This is a genomic window from Planococcus sp. CP5-4_YE (assembly GCF_019042655.1).
Lineage (GTDB): Bacteria > Bacillota > Bacilli > Bacillales_A > Planococcaceae > Planococcus.
The window spans coordinates 1-19,962 of the sequence record NZ_JAHPZO010000004.1 but is presented as its reverse complement, the minus strand read 5'-3'; the positions used below and the strand labels follow the sequence as shown (position 1 = coordinate 19,962).

Here is a 19,962-nt window from a genome sequence, read left to right as displayed (position 1 = left end):
GAGTAGCCACGTGATGCCAACTTCAAAAACTCAGTTATGCCATAATAAATTCCCACTTATCGATCCCTCACACAACAAAAAAACCAGACCGCGGAGTATTTCCACAGTCTGGGAAGAAAGATTATTTAATCCACTGCTCAAGTTCCTGAGCGTTCATCGGGTGGCTGACGATATAGCCTTGGATGCTATTGCAATCCATTACTCGAAGCAATTCAAGCTGTTCGTTTGTTTCGACCCCTTCAGCGACCACTTGGAAATCAAGCGATTTACCGAACTGGATCATGCCGTTGATCATTTTCTGCATTTTTTCCTGCTTTGTAATCGATTGGATGATGGTCTGATCGATCTTCAACGAGGAAATTGGCAATAACAGCATGTAGCGGAAAGATGCATAACCTGTTCCGAAATCATCAAGTGCAAATTGCACGCCTTGTTGGTTCAAGCGGTTCATTTGTTGCATGATCGAGCGTTCGGCTTCCGCTTCAAGCGCAAACTTCTCTGTGATTTCGATCGTCAGAGATTGGGGATCACAATTATTTGCCTTGATTTGCTCGATCAGCATGCTCGCCATGTCCTTATCGCGAAATTCGCGGATGGATGAGTTGATGCTGATGCGCAAATTGATTCCTTTCGCTTTCCAGTCCTTCAGTTGCGCACAGGCGGTCTCCAAAACAAAGCTGCCAATTTCATGGATCATGCCATTCTCTTCCGCGATTGGGATAAGTTCATCAGGCGTCACAATACCGACTTCAGCATCATTCCAACGGACGAGTGCTTCTACGCTTTCGACAGTGCCAGTCGAGAGCTTCACTTGCGGCTGATAAAGCAACTGCAGGTTTTTCCGGTCCAACGCATGGACAAGGCGTTTTTCAATGAGTGCTTTCCGGTTCAGGCGTTCGTGGTCGTCTGCTGTCAAAGTGGAAATGGCGCTGCCGCCGCGGTCTTTGACTTTCTTGATGGTCGCATAGGAAGCTTTGATCAAGTGGACGAAGCTTTGCTGGTCTTCCGGATATTTCGTGATGGCGCCGCTGACGGTGAGTGGAACTGCTGCATTGCCGATATAGATTGGATGCTGCTGCAAATAAGGCAGGAAGCCCTCAATGAACCAGTTCGGCAAAGGTGTGATTAACGCAAATTCATGAAGCCCCGCTCTTGTGATCAATGAATCCGAGAAATACATGCGTAAACGCTTGGTGAATTCGATCAGTAATTCATTTTCAGTATCGGTATCCGATACGTCACGCAAGGTGTAGAAACGGTCGATATCGAGGAACAGGAAAGAGAAATGGCGGCCTTCCTTGATGTGTTCCGCGACAGCTTGTTCAAGGCGATGGCGGTTTTCTAGCCCTGTAATCGGGTCGATAAATGCAATTTCCTCAAGATGCTTTTGGGCGTGTTTCGTTTCTGTGATGTCTTTTTCAAGGAAGATATAATAAGCGTCTGCTTCTGATAGTTGCATTGGAATCGCTGTCAGGTCAACCCAATAAGTTTCACCGTCTTTTGTCGCTTTTTTTGCTTCGCCGTTCCATACTTGCCCACTCTTCAAACTTTCCAGAATCGAATCGACAAACTCAAGGTCTTCTTCACTGTCGTGGAACATTTGCCAAACAGGCTTGCCGAGTACGCGTTTCGGGGTCCATTTGCTAAGTTTTAGGAAATGGGAATTCGCGTAGGTTACAAGAAACTCTTGATCGAAGTAAGTCATCATGAACGAATCATCCAGCCCATGGCGGAGATGGCTCAACTCTCTTGCCGCCGAATCAGCGCTTAAACTGTCATCGATCTCATAGATCGTCAAAAGAAAACGTTCGCCATGCGATGTGAACGCTTTCGTGACGACTGTGGAATTGTTTTGTCCGCCGCTACCAAGGCCGATTTCCATATTTTCGAATCGAACAGGGTTCGTGCTTTCCAACAACATGTCCCAGGGCTGTTTATGGAAAGCGGCTTGTTCTGGATTCATATAGGAAAAGGGTTGGCCTTTAGCGGTTTCTGTATTTAGTTGAAAGATGCGTTCGGCGTGCCCGTTGAACCAAGTGATGAGTCCTTCTTGATCGAAAATGATGATAGGGAAGGGAATATGGTTATATGCTAGGGTTTGTGCCAAAAAATCCTGCTTTTCACTCATTAACTGACGCTCCTTAACCGTTTTGTACTTTCATTATAAAGAAGAAAAGGTCTTTCGTCACCACTTTACAAAAATATAACACGGGAATTTTAGCACAGATAGCATACTACCTTTATTTTACCCCTCATGAGAGAATAGACATGATTCGGTTGAAAATAGAGGAAATCGATTAATTTGTCCCGATTTACTAGGCTTGTAGTGAAAAAAAGAGCTGAATTAGCTAATTTGTCACAGATTGGTTTTTTTATCTGCAAGGAGTGATGGGGAATGGAACGTCTAAAAGGAGTATCTATGGTACTGATAGGGGCAATGCTTTGGGGAGCGACCGGGCCGCTTATGGAATGGACACTCGATGTTTACTCGATCTCTGTGCCATTTCTTTTGACCATCCGGCTTATTGTGGCCGGCATCGCATTGCTGTTGTTTTTAAAAATGAAAAAGGTGCAAGTGACATCGATTTTCCGGCAAAAGATATGGACCCGCCCCTTGTTGATCTTTTCAGTGGCTGGCATGCTTGGCGTCCAATACAGTTTTGTCGCAGCAATCGATACGAGCAACGCCGTCTTTGCCACGTTGATGCAATTTTTGGCGCCGGTCTATGTCATCGTCTTCATTTCCATGCGCTTGCGCAAATGGCCACCGGTCTATCAAGTGCTTGGCATGCTCGGCACACTGGCTGGCTTGTTTTTATTATTGACGGACGGGCGAGTAGATTCCTTGGTCATCAGTGGTGAAGCGCTGTTTTGGGGAGCCCTTGTCGGTTTGGCGTTTACTTTTTATACAATTTATCCTGCTAGGCTGATGGAGGAGTGGGGCGTTCTGCTCGTGGTCGGTTGGTCCATGCTGTTTGGCGGAATCTTTCTCGGTCTCCTCAATCCGATTTTCCTGTCGGATGAATGGAAGCTATTGGCAGATTCGACGCTCATTTTGACAATTATCGCTATTATTGTGGTTGGTACGATGGCGTTTGTTTTATTCCTTAGCAGCATGCGATTTATCTCACCCGTGGAGACGAGCATTTTGTCTGCGATAGAGCCATTGACGGCAATGGCCCTCTCTCTTGTCTGGTTCGGCCATATTCTATCCCCATTGCAGATCGCGGGAGCTGTGCTGATGCTGGTCTTTGTTACTTGGCTATCTTTTGCAGGCAGTGACAAACCCATCGAAGACCGCTCTTGAGTACAGGCGTGCAGCTAAATACTGCATGCTTTTTTTATTCGAACACAAAAAGCATTCATTTTTTTGCATGACAAAAAAAGGGGATATCTCTATCTGATAACTGAAAATTATGGCATACTAGTTTTAAATAAAGTTCGAGTTTCGAAATGTTCAGGAGGCACCTTTATGAAAACTGTTTTCTCTTATACCAAGCCCTATTCCTTCCTGATAGGTGTTGCGCTGTTCCTGATGCTCTTGGAGTTGGTTGTCGAGCTCCTGCAGCCATTGGTCATTGCCAGCATCATCGATGACGGGATCGTGGCTGGAGACCAGGACACGATCATTCGCTTGGGGCTTGTGCTTATGGGCTTGTCATTGATTGGCTTTATGTCAGGCGTTGTCAATTCGTATTTCGCTTCCCATGTATCCCATAGCTTTTCGTTTGACGTCAGGCGGCAAGTCTATGAGCGTGTCCAGTCGTTCTCGCTTGCGATGTTCAATAAGTTTCCGGCATCAGGCCTCATCACGCGGCTGACAAGCGATGTCCAGATGATTCAGCAAGTGCTGTATATGGGTTTGCGCATCATGCTGCGCGCGCCGCTGATAGTCATCGGCAGCATGATCATGGCGTTTGTCGTCAATGCGCAATTGGCGATTTATTTGGTCATTGTCTTTCCGGTTTTACTGGTGTTTTTATACGTCATGGTGAGAAAAGGCGTGGTCTATTTTAGCTTTGTGCAGCGGCGGCTTGATAAAGTCAACCGAATGGTGCAGGAAAACCTGCAAGCGGTTCGGCTGATCAAAGCATATTTGCGCGGCAAGTACGAAGCAAACCGCTTCTCGGAAGTGGCGGGTGCGCTCAAGACCGATACGGTCAAAGCGTTCCGCATCATGGAAATTATTTTGCCAATTCTGCTTTTTGGCATGAACGTGTCTCTACTCGCGGTTGTCTGGTTCGGGGCTTTTGAAATCCAGAGTGGAGACGCACAAATCGGTGAATTGGTCGCCATCGTCAATTACGCAATGCGCATGACCGGCGCATTTTCAATGTTCTCGTTCATTATCATGGCCTTTGCGCGTGGCAAAGCATCTTCTGACCGTATCGAAGAAGTGCTTTTGGCGGATGATGGCGGCGAGGCAGTAAATGGGGCGACTGTGCCGCTTAGAGAAGGGGCCGTCCGTTTTGACGATGTTTCCTTTGAGTATCCAGGCACTTCAAGAAGAGTGCTTGAAAACATCAGCTTCGAACTGGCACCGCGTGAAAAGCTCGCCATTATGGGCGCCACGGGATCCGGAAAGACCTCGTTATTGCAGCTGATTCCGAGATTCTATGAAGCGACAGAAGGAAGCGTATCCGTCCACGGCCGTGACGTTCGTGAGTGGGACCTTCAGGAATTGCGCAAGACGATCGGGCTTGTGCCCCAACAATCGATGCTCTTTACCGGCAGCATTTCCAATAACCTGGCTTGGGGCAAAGAGCGGGCGGAGCTTCTAGAACTTACAGAGGCCGCAGAAAAAGCCCAGATTGACGAAACGGTCCAGCGCTTCCCGAAAGCCTATGAAACGCGCGTCGGCCAAAAAGGCGTCAATTTATCCGGCGGCCAGAAGCAGCGCTTGTCGATTGCAAGGGCATTGGTCCGCAAACCGTCGATTTTGATTCTCGATGACAGTACCAGTGCGCTTGATGTGAAGACCGAATCTGCGTTATGGGCGGAACTCGACAAAGAACAAGCGACCACACTCTTGGTGACGCAGAAAGTGCGCACGGCGATGCGTGCAGATCGCATCCTGCTATTGGAGGAAGGCGTCGCGTCAGCTTATGGCACACACGACGAATTATTGGAAATGTCTCCTTTGTATCGTGAGATCGCGCAGTCCCAGCAAGCAGAGGAGGTGGATGAATATGTTTGACGCAATCCGCCGGCCTTTTGGCTACGAGCCGGTATTGACGAAGGAAGATTTGAAAAAATCACCGGATAAGAATAATGAACGCGCAAAAAACTGGAAATCGACCTTGCTGCGGGTCTGGAAGCTGGTGGACGAACAGCGCACGTTATTGATCATTGTCTTGGCGCTTGTGTTCGTCAGTTCCGCAATGGCGCTGCTCGGGCCGTTTTTGATCGGTTACATCATCGATACGTATATTGTGCCGGGGGCATTCGAAGGCATGGGCTTGATCATCGGCTGGCTTATCGTGGTCTATGTGCTCCATTCGGTGACTCTCTACTTGCAAAACTACTGGATGGTCGGCATCGCCCAGCAAGTTATCTATCAAATGCGGGCGGGACTGTTTGGGCATTTTCAGCGCTTGCCGGTGTCGTTTTTCGATAAACGCCAGCATGGCGAATTGATGAGCCGCATGACCAACGATATCGAGAACGTTTCATCGACACTCAACACCTCGTTCATTCAAGTATTTTCTAGTATTTTGACACTGGTCGGGACGGCAGTAGTCATGGTGTTTCTCAGCCCGATCCTCACCGTTTTGACATTTATCATCATCCCAATCATGTATTGGTCCGTTCGTTGGATCACGAAGCGCACAGGCCGTTTGTATAAAGAACAGCAAAAAGCGGTCGGGGATCTGAACGGCATGATCGAAGAAACCATTTCGGGACAGAAAATCGTCAAAGCCTTTTCCCAGGAAGACCGCGTTATGGATGAGTTCCTCGTCAAAAGTGAACGCCTCCGCCGCACCGGTTTCTGGGCTTGGACCTATGCCGGCTTTATCCCAAAAGTGATGAACTTCCTCAACAACGGCAGTTTTGCAATCGTGGCGGGTGTCGGCGGATTGCTTGCTTTGAACGGCTCGGTCACAATCGGCGTGATTGTTATCTTCACCGAGTATTCCCGCCAGTTCACGCGGCCGTTGAACGATTTGGCGAACCAATTCAATACGGTGCTCTCGGCCATTGCCGGGGCTGAACGTGTCTTCGCCATCATGGACGAAGCAGAAGAAGCCGATGATACAAAACACAACGCCGAAAAGCGGCTTGAAGGAAAAGTCGAATTCGATCATGTGTCTTTCAAATACGAAGGCGCGGAAGAAGAATGGACCATCCGTAATCTGAGCTTTACAGTGGAAACTGGGCAGACGGCGGCATTCGTCGGTGCGACGGGTGCCGGCAAAACGACGGTCATGCAATTGCTCGCCAGATTTTACGATGTCGATGAAGGGGAGATCCGCATCGACGGCACGCCGATCGGGGCGATGCCGCGCGAAACTTTGCGCAAGCAGATCGCGTTCGTCTTACAGGATCCGTTCCTGTTCGAAGCTTCGGTCAGCGACAACATCCGCTACGGAAAGCTCGATGCGAGCGATGAAGAAGTAGTGGGGGCGGCGAAACAAGCCAATGCCCATGATTTCATTTCCAAACTGCCGGAAGGCTACGACACGGTGCTGTCTGGCGACGGTTCGATGATCAGCCAAGGGCAGAAGCAACTGTTGTCGATCGCAAGGGCGCTCATCGCAGACCCGGTCATTTTGCTGCTGGACGAGGCGACAAGTTCGATCGATACAGTAACGGAGCTGAAAATCCAGGAAGCGCTCGAACGCCTCATGGAAGGGCGCACGAGTTTTGTCATTGCCCACCGTTTGAATACAGTAAGGAAAGCGGATTTCGTCTATGTCATGGAGCTCGGCAAATTAGTCGAAGCAGGCAGCCAGGACGAATTGATGGCAAAAGGCGGCTTGTATGCCACCATGCTGGCAGATGCCAAATTATAGCGAAACCTAAGCGGAAGGCGGGGGAGATCCCGACTTCTGCTTTTTTATTTCTAATGAAAGGGCAGTGAAGGGAACTGTAATTTTAGGGGTTGGGTGGCGGCCAGCGCTTTGGGCGGTTATGATAAGAAGAAAAAGAAAGGCGGGATGGAAATGGAATTATCCCTGTCGATTGCGTCGTTTCCGCTGGACGCGGAGACTGCCGGGGAAATGGAGCGGTTAATTGCCAGCGAACCGGAAGAATGCCGGACATTGCTGCAAAATGAATTATGGCAAAAATCTTTCGCAAAAGGGTTCGCGGTGCTCGCCTATACCAATAATGGGGAACTGGTGGCCTGTGCGGCGGCAGCGGATTTGGTCGGCGTGCACCATTACGAATGGTCTGCATTTGTCTCTTCGGATTACCGACGGCTTGGGCTGGCGACGGCTTTGGCTGACGGCGTGCAGCATTCTCTCGCACAGCGCGGGGCGGAAAGTGAACTCGCGGCTTTTACTGAAAATGAAGAAACGGATGCTTGGTTGATGAGCCTGGGATATAAACGGTCTTTCCAGGAGTTACAGTTTGAAGCTGCCCCTCTTCCTGCTTACGAACTCGCTGAGGGAATGGAAGTTATTCCATATGAAGAAAAGCATTTGGATGAGTTAGAGGTTCTTTTGTGCGCGGCATTTGATGAGTCGGTTCTTCCGGTCCTTGAGCATAACCTCGCCGATCCGGAACGCCAGGTCTATGTGATGCGCCAAAATGGAAAACTTATAGCTACAGCTACAATGAGCATGGAAGATCAGGCCATGTGGCTGACGGCGCTTGCGGTTTCCCCGGATGCACAGCGTTCAGGCAATGGGCAATTCTTTTTGCAGTGGGCAAGGCATGCAGCACACGAAAAAGATTTAGCGCGCGTGTTGATTGAAGTCGAAACTGGAAATAGGGCCTGGCCGGTTTACGAAAAGGCTGGTTTTTCAAAACTCTACACGATTTCATACTGGCAGCGCCCGCTGCAATAAAAAACCGCCCGGCGGATGGTTCAGCCGGACAGTTATGTTTTAGCGCTTATTGATTTGTTTGTTCGTATTTTTTATCGGAGCCGTCCGCATAGTCTATTTCAATTTCGATTTTCTTGAAGCCAGGGTCTATGCCGAAAGCTTCGACAACTTGGCTGATGACTTCATCATCCGGTGTGTCAGGAGTTAAGCTTAACTGGGACAAGCCTTGTTCCATTTCATTGAAAGCGTCATCGCCGGTCAAGTCAACATCGTCGGGTTTATTCTCATATTCGGCTTCTACTCGGCCACGCTCTTCTTCGTAGCTAATGTCAAGTGCGTCATCCTGATCGGGCATATCGACCTCAACAGATAAGTCAGTAAATCCGTAAGTTTGACCGTCCGTAGTTACTTCAGTTCCGCCGCTTGGAGAAGCGTCTTCAGTCGACTCCGCTTCCGGTGCTGTCGTTTCTTCTGGTGACTCATCTGTGACAGGCTGCGTGACTTCCTCGTCATCGCCACAAGCAGCTAGGGCAAGTGTAGCGGACATGACCAAAACTGGAAAGATCATTTTTTTGTGGTTAATCATAATGAGAAAACTCCCTTTCAATTTTTAATGTTTACCGTTCTATTCCCGAAATTAGGCGGAGTAAGCAATGAAAAATGCAGAAAGATATTGTACGATAGGAACCAATAGCAGAGTCGAGCACAAGCCGAGCTTGAATGGAGCCATTTAAATGGATAAATACAAAAACGGGCAGAATATCGCTGCTGCAAACGAACAGAATATCCGCACCGATTTTAAGGAAAGTATGACGTACGGCGATTATTTGCATCTCGATAAGCTGTTGTCAGCACAGGATGGGGTCAGCGGTCACCACGATGAATCGCTTTTCATCATCATCCACCAAGTTTCTGAACTGTGGATGAAGTTGATCTTGCACGAATTGTCGGCGGCCATCCGCCATATTGAAGCAGACGACCTGCAGCCGGCGTTCAAGCAATTGGCACGCGTATCGCGCATCCAATCTCAGATCATTCAAGGCTGGGATGTGCTGTCGACTTTAACGCCTGCCGAATACTTGGAGTTCCGTGATGACCTCGGCAATGCGAGTGGCTTCCAGTCCTATCAGTACCGCATGATCGAATTCGCGCTCGGCTACAAAACCAAGCATGTCTTGAGCATCTATGAAAAAGACCCAGTCTTGCACGAGCAATTAACAGAAGCGTTCCACGCACCGGGCTTGTATGATGCTGCTATCCAAAAATTGGCGCGCAGCGGATTTAAGATTGACGAAAGCGTACTATCGCGCGATGTCAGCACTGTATACGAACCGAATGACAGCGTCCGGGAAGCGTGGAAGGAAATTTACCGCAATATCGATGAGCATTGGGAACTGTATCAATTGGCGGAGAAATTGGTCGACATTGAAGATTGGCTGCAGCAATGGCGTTTCCGCCACATGAAAACGGTTGAGCGGATCATCGGTTTCAAACAAGGGACAGGCGGATCATCCGGCGTCAATTATTTGAAGAAAGTATTGGATCAATATTTCTTCCCGGAACTTTGGCAAATCCGGACAGACGTCTAAAAGTAGGAGGTTGGCTTATGGAAATTTTTGCGCATCGCGGAAGTTCGGGCACGCATCCGGAAAACACGCTGCCTGCTTTTATGGAAGCTGCAGCTTTGCCGGTTCACGGGGTGGAACTGGACGTGCATTTATCAACAGACGATGAACTTGTTGTCATCCATGATGAAAAAGTGAACCGCACCACTAACGGCAAAGGCTATGTAAAAGACATGACGCTTGCCGAACTGAAAACACTGGACGCCGGAAGCTGGAAAGCAGGCGAATGGGCGGGAACCGAAATTCCGACATTGGCAGAAGTCTTTGGGGTATTTAAAAACACCCATCATGTGCTGAATGTGGAACTGAAAACAGACGTTTTCCCGTATGCGGGGGCGGTGGAAAAAGTGGTGAAGCTTGCGGCTGAACAGGGCATGGAACATCGGCTTGTCATTTCTTCATTCAACCACCTGGACGTAAAGCTGGCGATGGATCGCCATCACGTGCCGGGAGCGATTTTGGCTTCCAATATTTTGGTGGATATCGCTGCTTACGCGGAGACAGTGGGGACGAAACGGCTTCATTTATCCCTGCCGTATGCGCTTCGCCACGGCACCGAACTGATCGAAAAAGGCTGCGAGGTCTATGTCTATACAGTCAACCGATTGGACCACGCCAAACAATTGCAGCAGATCGGCGTCTCGGGCATCTTCACTGATTATCCGAAAAAAATGATGGAGGAATTGGGATGAAACTAGCTGCATTGAGTATCTGGGTGGTTGCAGCACTGACTTTAGGGTTTGCCGGCGCTACAGGTTGGCCGCTCATCACAGGATTAATCCTGCTGCCTGTCTTTTTCGTCGGAAAGCCCTGGTATGAAAGTTTTGCAAGAAAAACGGCCGAACGTAAATAGAAAACCGCCCGATGGAAGTCTCAGCGACGTCCATCAGGCGGTTTTCATTTGGTTTTTAATTACCATTTTGCGTAATGCTCTTCTGTAGAACCGAGCAATTGGTGAATTTTTAGCTTCTTGCCGTCTGCGTACCGGACATAGCCATTATAATAGCCGAACAATTGATGGATTTCCGATTTCACGAGCCGTGCATCCGATTTCGCTACACGTTCGTAAAAAGGGGTGAACGTCAATTTTACGTCATCTGTCAATTTTGTGTGAATCAGCCACGGTTTTTTAAAATCTTCCGTATCATAACGGAAAATGACGTCTTCGCTGATTTTGGTCATGTGGCCATTAACGAAAAAAGCGTTTTCCGTCATGCCAGTGCCGTCCGTCCATTGGCCACCGAAATTTAAGCCGATCACTTTTCCAAGTGAACGCTGGGAAGCCATTCCCCAATTCCAGACGGCTGTCCGCGGCCATATGCCCCGGCCGTAATCCAAAACGGAAAAGCTATCTATTTCGTCAAAATCATACCGCTTTGGCCCAATTTGAACCATTCCATTTGTCGGCAATGCATGATGTTTTGAAGTGAATTGGAAGGTCTGGCGATTCCATGGAATGACGACATTCAGCGACTCCATCTCCGTCGGATGGGCGATTGTCAGGGAGGCATGTAATTTTTCCCCTTCAAAGTCGGGGATGGTTACCGCCAAACGTGTTTTGCCGTCTTCATAGATGGAATGGACCGATATTTCGGAATTGTGGAAAAGTGAATTGTCCAACACACTGTCGGATAGACGCAAATTCCTGGAATACGGAACCATGACCATTTTTTCGAAAAAGCGCTGCGTTTCATAATTAAGGAAATAAACAATACAGACAGCAGCATAATCCAAATGACAGATGGTAGCCGAAAAAACGATTTCATCACCGAACACACACCAATAATTCCATTTTTTCTTGCGCAGAAAATTGCCTTTCAAATTGCATTCGACGAGCGGCTTCTTTGCGTAGCCGATGGCATTAGGATTCAATTGGCCTTTGGCATCACATAATTTAACGTGCTCTGTAAGTTCCCGTTCCACGTGTTGCATCGAATCCACCTCGCTGTCTTCATATGCCCTTATTGTATCAGAAATTCCCGGATTCCCTCGGAAAAACGCTGCAAAATGGGCACAAAGACTAGCGTTTTCTTATGCGTGGGCAGGCGGCCGTCTCCACATAAAGGCTAAGGTGCCTTCTCCAGCGTGGACGGCCAGAGAGGAACTCAAGTTGCCGATCAACACTTCCGCTTCAGGCGCGAACTTCAAAAGTTCCGCTTTCAATTCTTCGGCCTGTTCAGGGATGTGGCCATGCATGATTTGGAAATAATTGATGCCGTATTGTTCGTGGTCCGTTTTGGCGCGCTCGAGCAAATATGCTAGCGCTTTCTTATGGGAGCGTACTTTGTCGATCGGCTCGAGCTCGCCTTTCTCTGTGATTTGGACAATCGGCTTGATCTTCAAAACACTGCCGATATAATACTGGGCACCGCTCATCCGGCCGCCTTTATACAATTGGCTTAAATTTCCGATCAGGATGAAATTGCGGAAATCTGTGGTTTCCTGTTCGAGGCGCTGGGTGATTTCTTCTGCGGAAAGGCCTTGATCTTGAAGCGCCAACCCGCGTTCAAGAAGCCCGGATAGCCCGTATGACAAAGCGAGTGAATCGACGGTATACACTTTGAAATCCGTCATTTCTGCACCGGTCATGGAAGAAGCGATCGTGCCGCTCAACTTGGCCGAGGCATGGACTGCGACGGCACATTCGTATTCCTCTTTCAACTTTTCATAAAGTTCCGCAAACTTTCCTGCAGAAGGCTGGGAGGTTTTCGGGAAATCCTTCGAACTTTTCATATGTGCATAGAGCTCATCGTTCGACAAATCGATGCCGTCATCGATAAATTCTTCCGAGCCGAAATGGATATTCAACGGCACAATATAGACATCGGGGTGCGATTTGAATTGGTCTGTGACATACCCGGTCGTATCCATAATCCACGCAATTGGCTTTTTCATCGTAAAACCCCTATCTATTAAGTATTTTGAATAATAAAACTATAACACGGATAATAATATAGTCCTAGCTTTCTTGAATGAAAATCTGCAAATACAGTGCATTCAGGCTCTATTTGAAGGGAAACGTGTTTCCAACGAAACTTTAATATCTACGTTGTGGCGAATTACAATAATAATAATGGCGACAAACAGCGGCCAGACAACTGATTGCACCTGAAACGCGAAAGCGACGGCGAAAAAGGCACTGAACCCTGCGAGCATCGACAAAGTCGCGCTTTTCAGCCACGGATAGAAAGCGAATGACAAGACGATCATCGCCAAAAATAGATCGGGCGTCAGCCAAAATGCAACACCGGCAAATGTCGAAATTCCTTTTCCGCCGCGGCCTTTGCGCCATACCGGATAAATATGCCCAATGACTGAAAGTAAGCCAGCTATGGCGACAGACAATAAAGAGAATTCAAGCCAAAGCCCTGCCCACACGACGACCGAACCTTTCAAGAAGTCACCGAGAAACACCAGTAGTGATGCCCTGCGCCCGAGTACAGCCAACGCATTGCGGGCGCCGGGATTTCCGCTGCCTGAAGAAGTCAAATCTACATCTTTCCTTTTCCCTATCCATAGTGCAGTCAAAACAGTACCAAGTAAATAACTGCCTAGCCAATACAAAATAACCATCGTATCCCTCCAGCATATAACTGCAATTTCATAAAAATAATAGCCTCCCCAAATCAGGGGAGGCTATGAAGATTATTGGCCTAATGTTGATGCTTCGAACAAGTAATCGCTGATGACGCGGAGTCCTTTGTCGAAGTTCTCCAAATGAAAATGCTCATTAGGGGCATGGAAATTTTCAGAAGCAAGCCCGAAGCCCATCAAGACGACAGGGAATCCGAGAATTTCATCGAATGCAGCGACGATCGGGATCGAGCCGCCCATGCGCGTAAAGGCGGTAGGCACTTGGTAGACTTTTTCATATGAGCGGCCAGCTGCCTGGATAGCCGGATGGTCATATGGTGTCAGGAACGGCTTGCCTTTATCGAATTCGGTAATGTCGACTGTGACACCTGCTGGCTTATGCGCTTCAACATGCGCTTTCAGCTTGGCAATGATGTCGTCCGGGTCCTGGTCAGGGACGAGGCGGCAAGTAATTTTCGAGCTGGCTTCAGCTGGCAACACGGTTTTGATCCCTTCGCCGGAAAATCCGCCGGTGATGCCGTTGACTTCGAGTGTTGGGCGGATCCATGTCCGCTCGACGAACGAATAGCCTTTCTCGCCGAAATCTTCCGTAATGCCGATTGCCTGCTTTTCATTTTCCAAATCAAAATCAAGTGCGGCGAATTCCGCGCGTTCCTCATCCGATACGGGGCGTACATCGTCGTAGAAGCCTTCGACTTGAATGACGCCTTCTTTATCGCGGAACGATTCAAGGATACCCACAATAGCGTGGAGTGGGTTCTGTACAGCACCGCCGTAAAGGCCAGAGTGCAAGTCGCCTTTAGGGCCGTTGACGTCGATCTGGATGCCCGCAAGCCCGCGCAAGCCGTAGCAAACTGCAGGGCGTCCCTGGCCTTGCATGCCGGTATCGGAAATGACGATGATGTCGGCAGCGAGTTTTTCCTTGTTGTCTTCAACGTATTTCGGCAAGCTCGGGCTGCCGATTTCTTCTTCGCCTTCAAGGATGAATTTAATATTGACGGGCAGTTCGCCGTTTAAATCAAGCAAAGCTTCCACCGCTTTCAAATGCATGAACACTTGGCCTTTATCGTCGCTGGCACCGCGCGCGTATAATTTATTGTCGCGCACATGCGGATCGAAAGGCGGCGTTTCCCATAGGTGGAGCGGGTCGACCGGCTGGACATCATAATGGCCATAAACGAGAATGGTCGGTTTGCCTTCAGCATGGAGCCAGTCGGCGTAGACCACGGGATGGCCGTCGGTTTCATCGATGCTGATGTTTTCAAGCCCGGATTTTGTCATGGACTTGACTAGCCATTCTGCACCTTTTTGCATATCAGCTTTATGTTCAGAAAGGGAGCTGACCGATGGGACGCGCAAAAAGCTTTTCAATTCTTCGAGATGGGCTTGGCGGTGATCTTTGAAGTACTTATCGATTTGAGTGGCGTTCATAAAATCCCTGCTTTCCAATATTTTTAGTATGTGGAAATTATAGCATAGCTAAGTTGTCCTTTTCGACAAGAGGAAAATTGCTGTGGTATTATGGATAATACGGAAACAGAACGAAAAAATTTTATATGTATTTTACTGGAGGAAGTAAATTTGTTTATAGCATTGGCATTATTTCTGGTCATGTCGTTTTTCCTGTCGGGAAGCGAAACGGCGCTCACGGCAGTTAATAGGATGAAGGTCCATCTTCGCGCGGAGCAGGGGGATGTTAAAGCCCAAAAGCTCGAAAAATTGATCGCGAAGCCGGACCGGATGATCACGACTATTTTGATCGGTAATAATATTTCCAATATCATGCTGCCTACACTTGTCACGACCATCGCCATCACGGAAGGGTGGGAGGTCGGATTGGCGACAGCCATCTTGACGGTTGTCCTGATTATTTTCGGAGAAGTGCTGCCGAAGACCATTGCTGCGACTTTCGCGGATAAAATCGCTTATATCGTAGCCCCGGTCATCGGATTTCTAGTCGTACTTTTTAAGCCATTGACGTGGCTGCTCGCCCAGTTCACGAACATCTTCATCCGCATCATCTCCAAAGGCAGCGTCAAAGAAGCGACGATGACCAAAGAAGAGTTGCGGACAATGGTCGATATCGCATCGACTGAAGGAACCTTTGAAGCTGACGAATCGGAACGCATCAAAGGCGTGCTCGATTTCCCGCATAAAGACGTATCAGATGTCATGTCGACACACCGCACGGACACAGTCGGCATATCGATCGACCTGAACTATGAAGAAGTCCGTGACTTGATCTTGGATTCCTCGTATACGCGCTATCCTGTCTATGAAGAAAGCATGGATAATGTCGTCGGGTTGTTCTATTCCAAAAAGCTCATCGAATGGTCGATGAACCCGAACTTGACCTTAGCGGAACTGATGGATGATAATCCGTTATTCGTTGTACAATCGGTGAGCGTCGAGAAAGTATTCAAATTGATGATGGCAAAGAAAAAGCACATGGCCGTGATTTTGGATGAATACGGAGGAACGCTCGGCATCGTCACACATGAGGACATCATCGAGGAAATGATTGGGCAGGATATTGAAGACGAGACGGACGACGAAGACGATGAACTGGTCTTTGAGATCAGCGACAGCCAGTTGTCTTGCCACGGCCGCCTGGAAATTGAAGATGTCAATGAAATGTTCGAAGTCGAAGTGCCGGAAGACCATGACACGATTGCTGGATTCGTCATGCAGCAGCTTGGCCATGTGCCAGAAGTCGGCGAGGAATTCACTTACGAGAATTTGCATGTAGTCGTCAATGAAATGGACAGAAACCGCATCGAGCGGTTAACGATCACGAAAATCGCTGTTCCTGAAGAGCAGGAAACGCTCAGCGAAAACTCAGCCAAAAGGCAATAGCGAAAAGCCGGCCCGAAATCTGGGCCGGCTTTTTTGTTTCTTACAACATTGTAAGGAGACTGAAAGAGGGAACGATAGAGCGTAAGCCTAAACTCAGGCACAATAAGGGCATAAGATCACCGGACGGAGGTAACACCGATGGAAGAGCTATATGCCGAATATAACCGCTATATCTATCATTTATGCCTGAAACTTACCCGCAACAAAGCCGAAGCTGAAGACTTAATGCAGGAAGTATGGCTGAAAGTCGTGCGCTATGAATCATCGATCGCCCAAGTCGATCACGCCAAAGCATGGCTGACAACGATTTGCATGAATACATTCCGTGACCGCTACCGCAAGAACGTGCGCCGCAGCAAGCATATTGCCAACCAGCCGGAAGGGCTCGATGTCTCGCTGTTGGATTTGATTCCGACTGATGAGACCGGGACTGCTGAATTACTGGAAAAACAAGATGTCTCTATCATGATTCGCCACAAGATTTCGGAACTGGATGCGATTTACCGGACGACCATTGTTTACTTCTACGTGCATCAATACTCACTCGTTGAAATCGCTGAGGCGATGAAAGTCTCGATCGGCACGGTGAAATCCCGTCTGCATCGCGGCAAGCAACGCTTAAAAGACATGTTGATTGAAGATGTAAGAACGCGTGAATATGTAGTCATTGCCTAATGTTTTTAAAACCCTGACCATCCATTGGTTGGGGTTTTAATATGGGAAATAATAACTTATATTTTTCTGTAGATCTTCCGCTTATAATGAAGCAAAGGGGCGGAAGTTTAATGAGAAGAATCAAGAATTACAGTAAGCGCCGGCGCATTATCATGGGTGTAATAGGGTTGCTTGCTGCGATGTACATAATTGTGATTATTTGGCACACATTTAAGCCTTTGCCGGAAGGGGTTTCATTCGCGGGCGATATGCATAGTGCCAATCAAGTAGAGATGATTTATGACCTCAGCTATGCACAGGATAAGAAAGGCACAGGTTTAGAAAGTGAACTGCGGATTTTCGATGAAATCCATGAACTGATCGATGAAGCGGAAGAATTTCTCGTGCTTGATCTGTTCTTATTCGATAATTACAACGATACGGAAACCGCGTATCCAGCGATTGCAGAACGTTTGGCAGATCATTTAATCGAGAAAAAGAAAGAAGATCCCGATTTCCCGATCTATTTCATCACCGACCCGTTGAATATTGGATACGGCTCTTATGAAAGTTTGCTGCTGGAAACGCTGAAAGCAGAAGGGATTGAAGTGATCATCACCGACCTCGATAAATTGCGCGATTCGATGCCGCTGTATTCAGGTTTGTACCGAGTAATCTTTCAAAGGTTCGATAATTCGGGGGACGGTTGGATAGCAAATGCCATGTCGAGCGATGCACCAGATATGACGCTTTCGTCTTACATGCAAATGATGAACATTAAGGCGAATCACCGGAAGACCGTTGTTTCAGAGCAGGAAGCAATCATCAGTTCAGCCAATCCGCACGATGCGAGCGGTTTGCACGGCAATATGGCATTTCGTGTTAGTGGGCCCGTGCTTGATGATATTCTAGAAGCCGAAGAAGCCGTCTCGAAATTGTCCGGAGGCCCTGATTTCCCAAGAGCAGAAATGCCCGAAAAAACAGGCGATTATGAAGTGCAATACCTGACCGAGAGGAAAATATTGGAGGAGCTGTTAAAGCACTTGGACAGCACTCAAAAAGGCGATAGCATTCAGATGGCTATGTTCTACTTATCTGAGACGAGTGTAGTCAAGAGCTTGGAAGAGGCATCGAACCGCGGTGTCGAGGTGCAGCTCGTACTCGATCCAAATGAAAATGCATTCGGCAATGAGAAGACCGGTTTGCCGAATCGTCCGGCGGTGAATGGCATGGTCGATGCAGCGGGCGATTCCTTAGAAGTCCGTTGGTACAATCCGGTAGTCGGGCAATTCCACACGAAGACCATCATGATTCAAAGCGGCGAAGAAACGATTATTATGGGAGGGTCCGCAAATATGACCGAGCGGACGTTAATGGATTATAACCTCGAGTCGGACATCCTGATCAAAGCACCGACCGACAGCGATTTGGTCGGCGAGCTGGATACGTATTTCGATCGGCTGTGGAACAATGAAGACGCTTTGTACACACTCGACCTAGAAGAATATCAAGACGGGTTCACCTTCTGGCAGCGCGGCATCTACAACTTCCAAAAACTCTTCAAGCTGACGACTTATTAAAGGGGAGTAAAAAGACATGACAGAGCGAGTGCAATAGCTCTCACCAGTCGACTGCGTTGCAGGGGCACGCTTGGGGCTCGTAGGATGCAAGTCATGCAGCTGATGCGACAGGACGTCGCGCTTTCAGCTGCCCGGAGATGGGGCGGGTGCCTAGCCAATGTGCCAAATTTCTCGGTGTTCGAGCATCGCTTGATACGCGTGGCTCCCACATCTGCTCAACCCTTACTATGTTCGGGCATCGCACGAAAACATCTGCTGCGCAGATGCGTCGCAAATGAATGGACTCAGCTTCCCCTCGCCATCCATTCACCCCTTCCACTCCGTCTCTAGTTTTAGAGTAGTGGATAATTTCTTCAATGCATTGAATATAAATGTGAAACTGTGCCATATTTTATAGCTCATATCATTTGGATCAAAGAGAATACAACTTTCATGCCTAATCTTCCGGTAAGGTTTTTGATTCAAGTATCACATCATCAGATGCCGCATCCCGGGAAGCGATTCCCCCGCTAGCCGGCAACGGGTAAAGAAGCAGATCTATTTAAACGCACCTGAATCAATGAAATCTTCAAGCCGGCCGGCGATTAGTGAGCCGAAGTAAAGATAGAATGCGGGAACGATTCCACAATCAAATTCCAACATCTTAATCGAAACTAGACTCGGGAAGCGATTCCCCCACTAGCCGGTAACGGAGTATAGAAGCAGATTTACTTAAACAGTCTTCGTACAATGAAATCACCAAGCTGCCATGCGCCAAGGGTGAGCCGATGCCGTAAGACAGGTGTTCTTCCTGGCTTGCGACAAGAGGCCAACCCAAAGCCGGGCGGTGAATACTAGCAAGAAACGCCAATGGAACATCGGAACGATTCCACAACCGAATTCCAATTATCTCAATCGAAACTAGACCAGGGAAGCGATTCCCCCGCTAGCCGGCAACGGGTAAAGAAGCAGATCTATTTAAACGCATCTGAATCAATGAAATCTTCAAGCTGGCCAGCGCCAAGGGTGAGCCGATGCAATAAGACAGGCGTTTTTCCTGGCTTATTGTAAGAGGCCAACCCAAAGCCGGGCGGCGACTAGTAAGCTGAAGCAAAAGTAGAATGCGGGAACGATTCTACTATTAAATACTCGCTCTTTTTTTCTGCCATTCATTCGCGCAGAGTTTCCCATGAGCTGTTTATATCCAATGAAAAAACCCGCTGCACACATAATTTCATGTGTGCAGCGGGTTTTTGGTTTGGTTTACTCTTGAGTTTGCTTGCCGGCTTCGATCCAGTCTTCCACGTTCCACACTTTGGTGGCAAGACCGTCGTAGAAATCCGGTTCGTGGCTGACGAGAACGATCGTGCCTTTATAAGCTTGCATCGCACGCTTGAGTTCGGCTTTCGCATCGATGTCCAAGTGATTCGTCGGTTCATCGAAGATCAGCCAGTTGCTTTCTTCAAGCATCAACTTACATAAACGCACTTTCGCTTGCTCTCCGCCGCTCAATTGGTTCATCGGGCGGCCGATGTGTTCGCTCTTCAACCCAGTGCGGGCAAGGGCGCCGCGCACTTGCCCCTGATCCATCGAAGGATACGCATCCCAGATTTCATCGATCGGGCGGTGCGTCGGTGCTTTGACTTCCTGCTCGAAATAGCTACTGTCTCTTATACACCATCT

The 19,962-nt window shown here is 48.3% G+C and carries 17 protein-coding genes; 10 read left to right on the top strand and 7 right to left on the bottom strand.

The window, feature by feature from the left end; all coding sequences use genetic code 11:
- Positions 1-121: 121 nt before the first annotated feature.
- The gene (locus KTG14_RS06665; protein ID WP_216970191.1) at positions 122-2,128 is read right to left on the bottom strand and encodes a sensor domain-containing protein; all 2,007 of its coding nucleotides are present in this window, start codon (positions 2,126-2,128) and stop codon (positions 122-124) included.
- Between the two features lie 267 nt (positions 2,129-2,395).
- On the opposite strand from KTG14_RS06665, the gene KTG14_RS06660 reads away from it, so the two are divergent.
- The 4 genes from KTG14_RS06660 to KTG14_RS06645 all read left to right on the top strand — a co-directional run bounded on the left by KTG14_RS06660 (position 2,396) and on the right by KTG14_RS06645 (position 8,012).
- On the top strand, positions 2,396-3,307 hold the full coding sequence (locus KTG14_RS06660) for a DMT family transporter (RefSeq protein WP_216970190.1): 912 nt from the start codon (positions 2,396-2,398) through the stop codon (positions 3,305-3,307).
- A 165-nt stretch (positions 3,308-3,472) separates the two neighbouring features.
- Complete coding sequence (locus KTG14_RS06655; protein WP_216970189.1) at positions 3,473-5,197, top strand: ABC transporter ATP-binding protein; 1,725 nt, start codon at positions 3,473-3,475, stop codon at positions 5,195-5,197.
- Complete coding sequence (locus KTG14_RS06650) at positions 5,190-7,013, top strand: ABC transporter ATP-binding protein (protein ID WP_216970188.1); 1,824 nt, start codon at positions 5,190-5,192, stop codon at positions 7,011-7,013. The genes KTG14_RS06655 and KTG14_RS06650 overlap by 8 nt, the downstream gene beginning before the upstream one ends.
- A 150-nt stretch (positions 7,014-7,163) precedes the next feature.
- On the top strand, positions 7,164-8,012 hold the full coding sequence (locus tag KTG14_RS06645) for a GNAT family N-acetyltransferase (RefSeq protein ID WP_216970187.1): 849 nt from the start codon (positions 7,164-7,166) through the stop codon (positions 8,010-8,012).
- Positions 8,013-8,058: 46 nt separating this feature from the next.
- Here KTG14_RS06645 and KTG14_RS06640 read toward each other — a convergent pair whose 3' ends face one another.
- Positions 8,059-8,577 carry a YusW family protein gene (locus KTG14_RS06640; protein WP_216970186.1) on the bottom strand — a complete coding sequence of 173 codons (519 nt, stop codon included), beginning with the start codon at positions 8,575-8,577 and terminating at the stop codon, positions 8,059-8,061.
- Positions 8,578-8,725: 148 nt separating this feature from the next.
- Between KTG14_RS06640 and kynA the strand changes: the two genes are divergently transcribed.
- Genes kynA through KTG14_RS06625 form a run of 3 tightly spaced genes read left to right on the top strand, consistent with a single transcriptional unit; the run spans position 8,726 to position 10,469 of the window.
- Positions 8,726-9,580, top strand: coding sequence for a tryptophan 2,3-dioxygenase (gene kynA, locus KTG14_RS06635; protein WP_216970185.1), 855 nt, complete (start codon positions 8,726-8,728; stop codon positions 9,578-9,580).
- 17 nt (positions 9,581-9,597) lie between these two features.
- Entirely contained in the window at positions 9,598-10,308 is a 711-nt protein-coding gene (locus KTG14_RS06630) for a glycerophosphodiester phosphodiesterase family protein (protein WP_216970184.1), read from the top strand.
- Positions 10,305-10,469, top strand: coding sequence for a hypothetical protein (locus KTG14_RS06625; RefSeq protein ID WP_216970183.1), 165 nt, complete (start codon positions 10,305-10,307; stop codon positions 10,467-10,469). The genes KTG14_RS06630 and KTG14_RS06625 overlap by 4 nt, the downstream gene beginning before the upstream one ends.
- A gap of 59 nt (positions 10,470-10,528) precedes the next feature.
- Here the strand turns inward: KTG14_RS06625 and KTG14_RS06620 are convergent, their stop codons facing one another.
- From KTG14_RS06620 to KTG14_RS06605, 4 genes are all read right to left on the bottom strand, one after another.
- On the bottom strand, positions 10,529-11,548 hold the full coding sequence (locus tag KTG14_RS06620; protein ID WP_216970182.1) for a DUF2804 domain-containing protein: 1,020 nt from the start codon (positions 11,546-11,548) through the stop codon (positions 10,529-10,531).
- A 99-nt stretch (positions 11,549-11,647) separates the two neighbouring features.
- Positions 11,648-12,511 carry a DegV family protein gene (locus tag KTG14_RS06615; RefSeq protein WP_216970181.1) on the bottom strand — a complete coding sequence of 288 codons (864 nt, stop codon included), beginning with the start codon at positions 12,509-12,511 and terminating at the stop codon, positions 11,648-11,650.
- 102 nt (positions 12,512-12,613) lie between these two features.
- On the bottom strand, positions 12,614-13,189 hold the full coding sequence (locus KTG14_RS06610; protein WP_216970180.1) for a glycerol-3-phosphate acyltransferase: 576 nt from the start codon (positions 13,187-13,189) through the stop codon (positions 12,614-12,616).
- 72 nt (positions 13,190-13,261) lie between these two features.
- Positions 13,262-14,641, bottom strand: coding sequence for a dipeptidase (locus KTG14_RS06605; RefSeq protein ID WP_216970179.1), 1,380 nt, complete (start codon positions 14,639-14,641; stop codon positions 13,262-13,264).
- 150 nt (positions 14,642-14,791) lie between these two features.
- On the opposite strand from KTG14_RS06605, the gene KTG14_RS06600 reads away from it, so the two are divergent.
- The 3 genes from KTG14_RS06600 to KTG14_RS06590 all read left to right on the top strand — a co-directional run bounded on the left by KTG14_RS06600 (position 14,792) and on the right by KTG14_RS06590 (position 18,300).
- Complete coding sequence (locus tag KTG14_RS06600) at positions 14,792-16,066, top strand: hemolysin family protein (protein WP_216970178.1); 1,275 nt, start codon at positions 14,792-14,794, stop codon at positions 16,064-16,066.
- Positions 16,067-16,204: 138 nt separating this feature from the next.
- Positions 16,205-16,741 (top strand): RNA polymerase sigma factor, encoded by a 537-nt coding sequence (locus tag KTG14_RS06595; RefSeq protein ID WP_216970177.1) that lies wholly within the window; start codon positions 16,205-16,207, stop codon positions 16,739-16,741.
- 110 nt (positions 16,742-16,851) lie between these two features.
- On the top strand, positions 16,852-18,300 hold the full coding sequence (locus tag KTG14_RS06590; protein WP_254178028.1) for a phospholipase D-like domain-containing protein: 1,449 nt from the start codon (positions 16,852-16,854) through the stop codon (positions 18,298-18,300).
- A gap of 1,242 nt (positions 18,301-19,542) precedes the next feature.
- Here the strand turns inward: KTG14_RS06590 and KTG14_RS06585 are convergent.
- The coding region (locus KTG14_RS06585; RefSeq protein WP_216970176.1) for an ATP-binding cassette domain-containing protein at positions 19,543-19,962 on the bottom strand (420 nt) is incomplete at its 5' end.

Bases quoted from the DNA above. Each gene is read 5' to 3' on its own strand.
- KTG14_RS06665 (WP_216970191.1), bottom strand. From the start codon at position 2,128: ATGAGTGAAAAGCAGGATTTTTTGGCACAAACCCTAGCATATAACCAT.
- KTG14_RS06660 (WP_216970190.1), top strand. From the start codon at position 2,396: ATGGAACGTCTAAAAGGAGTATCTATGGTACTGATAGGGGCAATGCTT.
- KTG14_RS06655 (WP_216970189.1), top strand. From the start codon at position 3,473: ATGAAAACTGTTTTCTCTTATACCAAGCCCTATTCCTTCCTGATAGGT.
- KTG14_RS06650 (WP_216970188.1), top strand. From the start codon at position 5,190: ATGTTTGACGCAATCCGCCGGCCTTTTGGCTACGAGCCGGTATTGACG.
- KTG14_RS06645 (WP_216970187.1), top strand. From the start codon at position 7,164: ATGGAATTATCCCTGTCGATTGCGTCGTTTCCGCTGGACGCGGAGACT.
- KTG14_RS06640 (WP_216970186.1), bottom strand. From the start codon at position 8,577: ATGATTAACCACAAAAAAATGATCTTTCCAGTTTTGGTCATGTCCGCT.
- kynA (WP_216970185.1), top strand. From the start codon at position 8,726: ATGGATAAATACAAAAACGGGCAGAATATCGCTGCTGCAAACGAACAG.
- KTG14_RS06630 (WP_216970184.1), top strand. From the start codon at position 9,598: ATGGAAATTTTTGCGCATCGCGGAAGTTCGGGCACGCATCCGGAAAAC.
- KTG14_RS06625 (WP_216970183.1), top strand. From the start codon at position 10,305: ATGAAACTAGCTGCATTGAGTATCTGGGTGGTTGCAGCACTGACTTTA.
- KTG14_RS06620 (WP_216970182.1), bottom strand. From the start codon at position 11,548: ATGCAACACGTGGAACGGGAACTTACAGAGCACGTTAAATTATGTGAT.
- KTG14_RS06615 (WP_216970181.1), bottom strand. From the start codon at position 12,511: ATGAAAAAGCCAATTGCGTGGATTATGGATACGACCGGGTATGTCACA.
- KTG14_RS06610 (WP_216970180.1), bottom strand. From the start codon at position 13,189: ATGGTTATTTTGTATTGGCTAGGCAGTTATTTACTTGGTACTGTTTTG.
- KTG14_RS06605 (WP_216970179.1), bottom strand. From the start codon at position 14,641: ATGAACGCCACTCAAATCGATAAGTACTTCAAAGATCACCGCCAAGCC.
- KTG14_RS06595 (WP_216970177.1), top strand. From the start codon at position 16,205: ATGGAAGAGCTATATGCCGAATATAACCGCTATATCTATCATTTATGC.
- KTG14_RS06590 (WP_254178028.1), top strand. From the start codon at position 16,852: ATGAGAAGAATCAAGAATTACAGTAAGCGCCGGCGCATTATCATGGGT.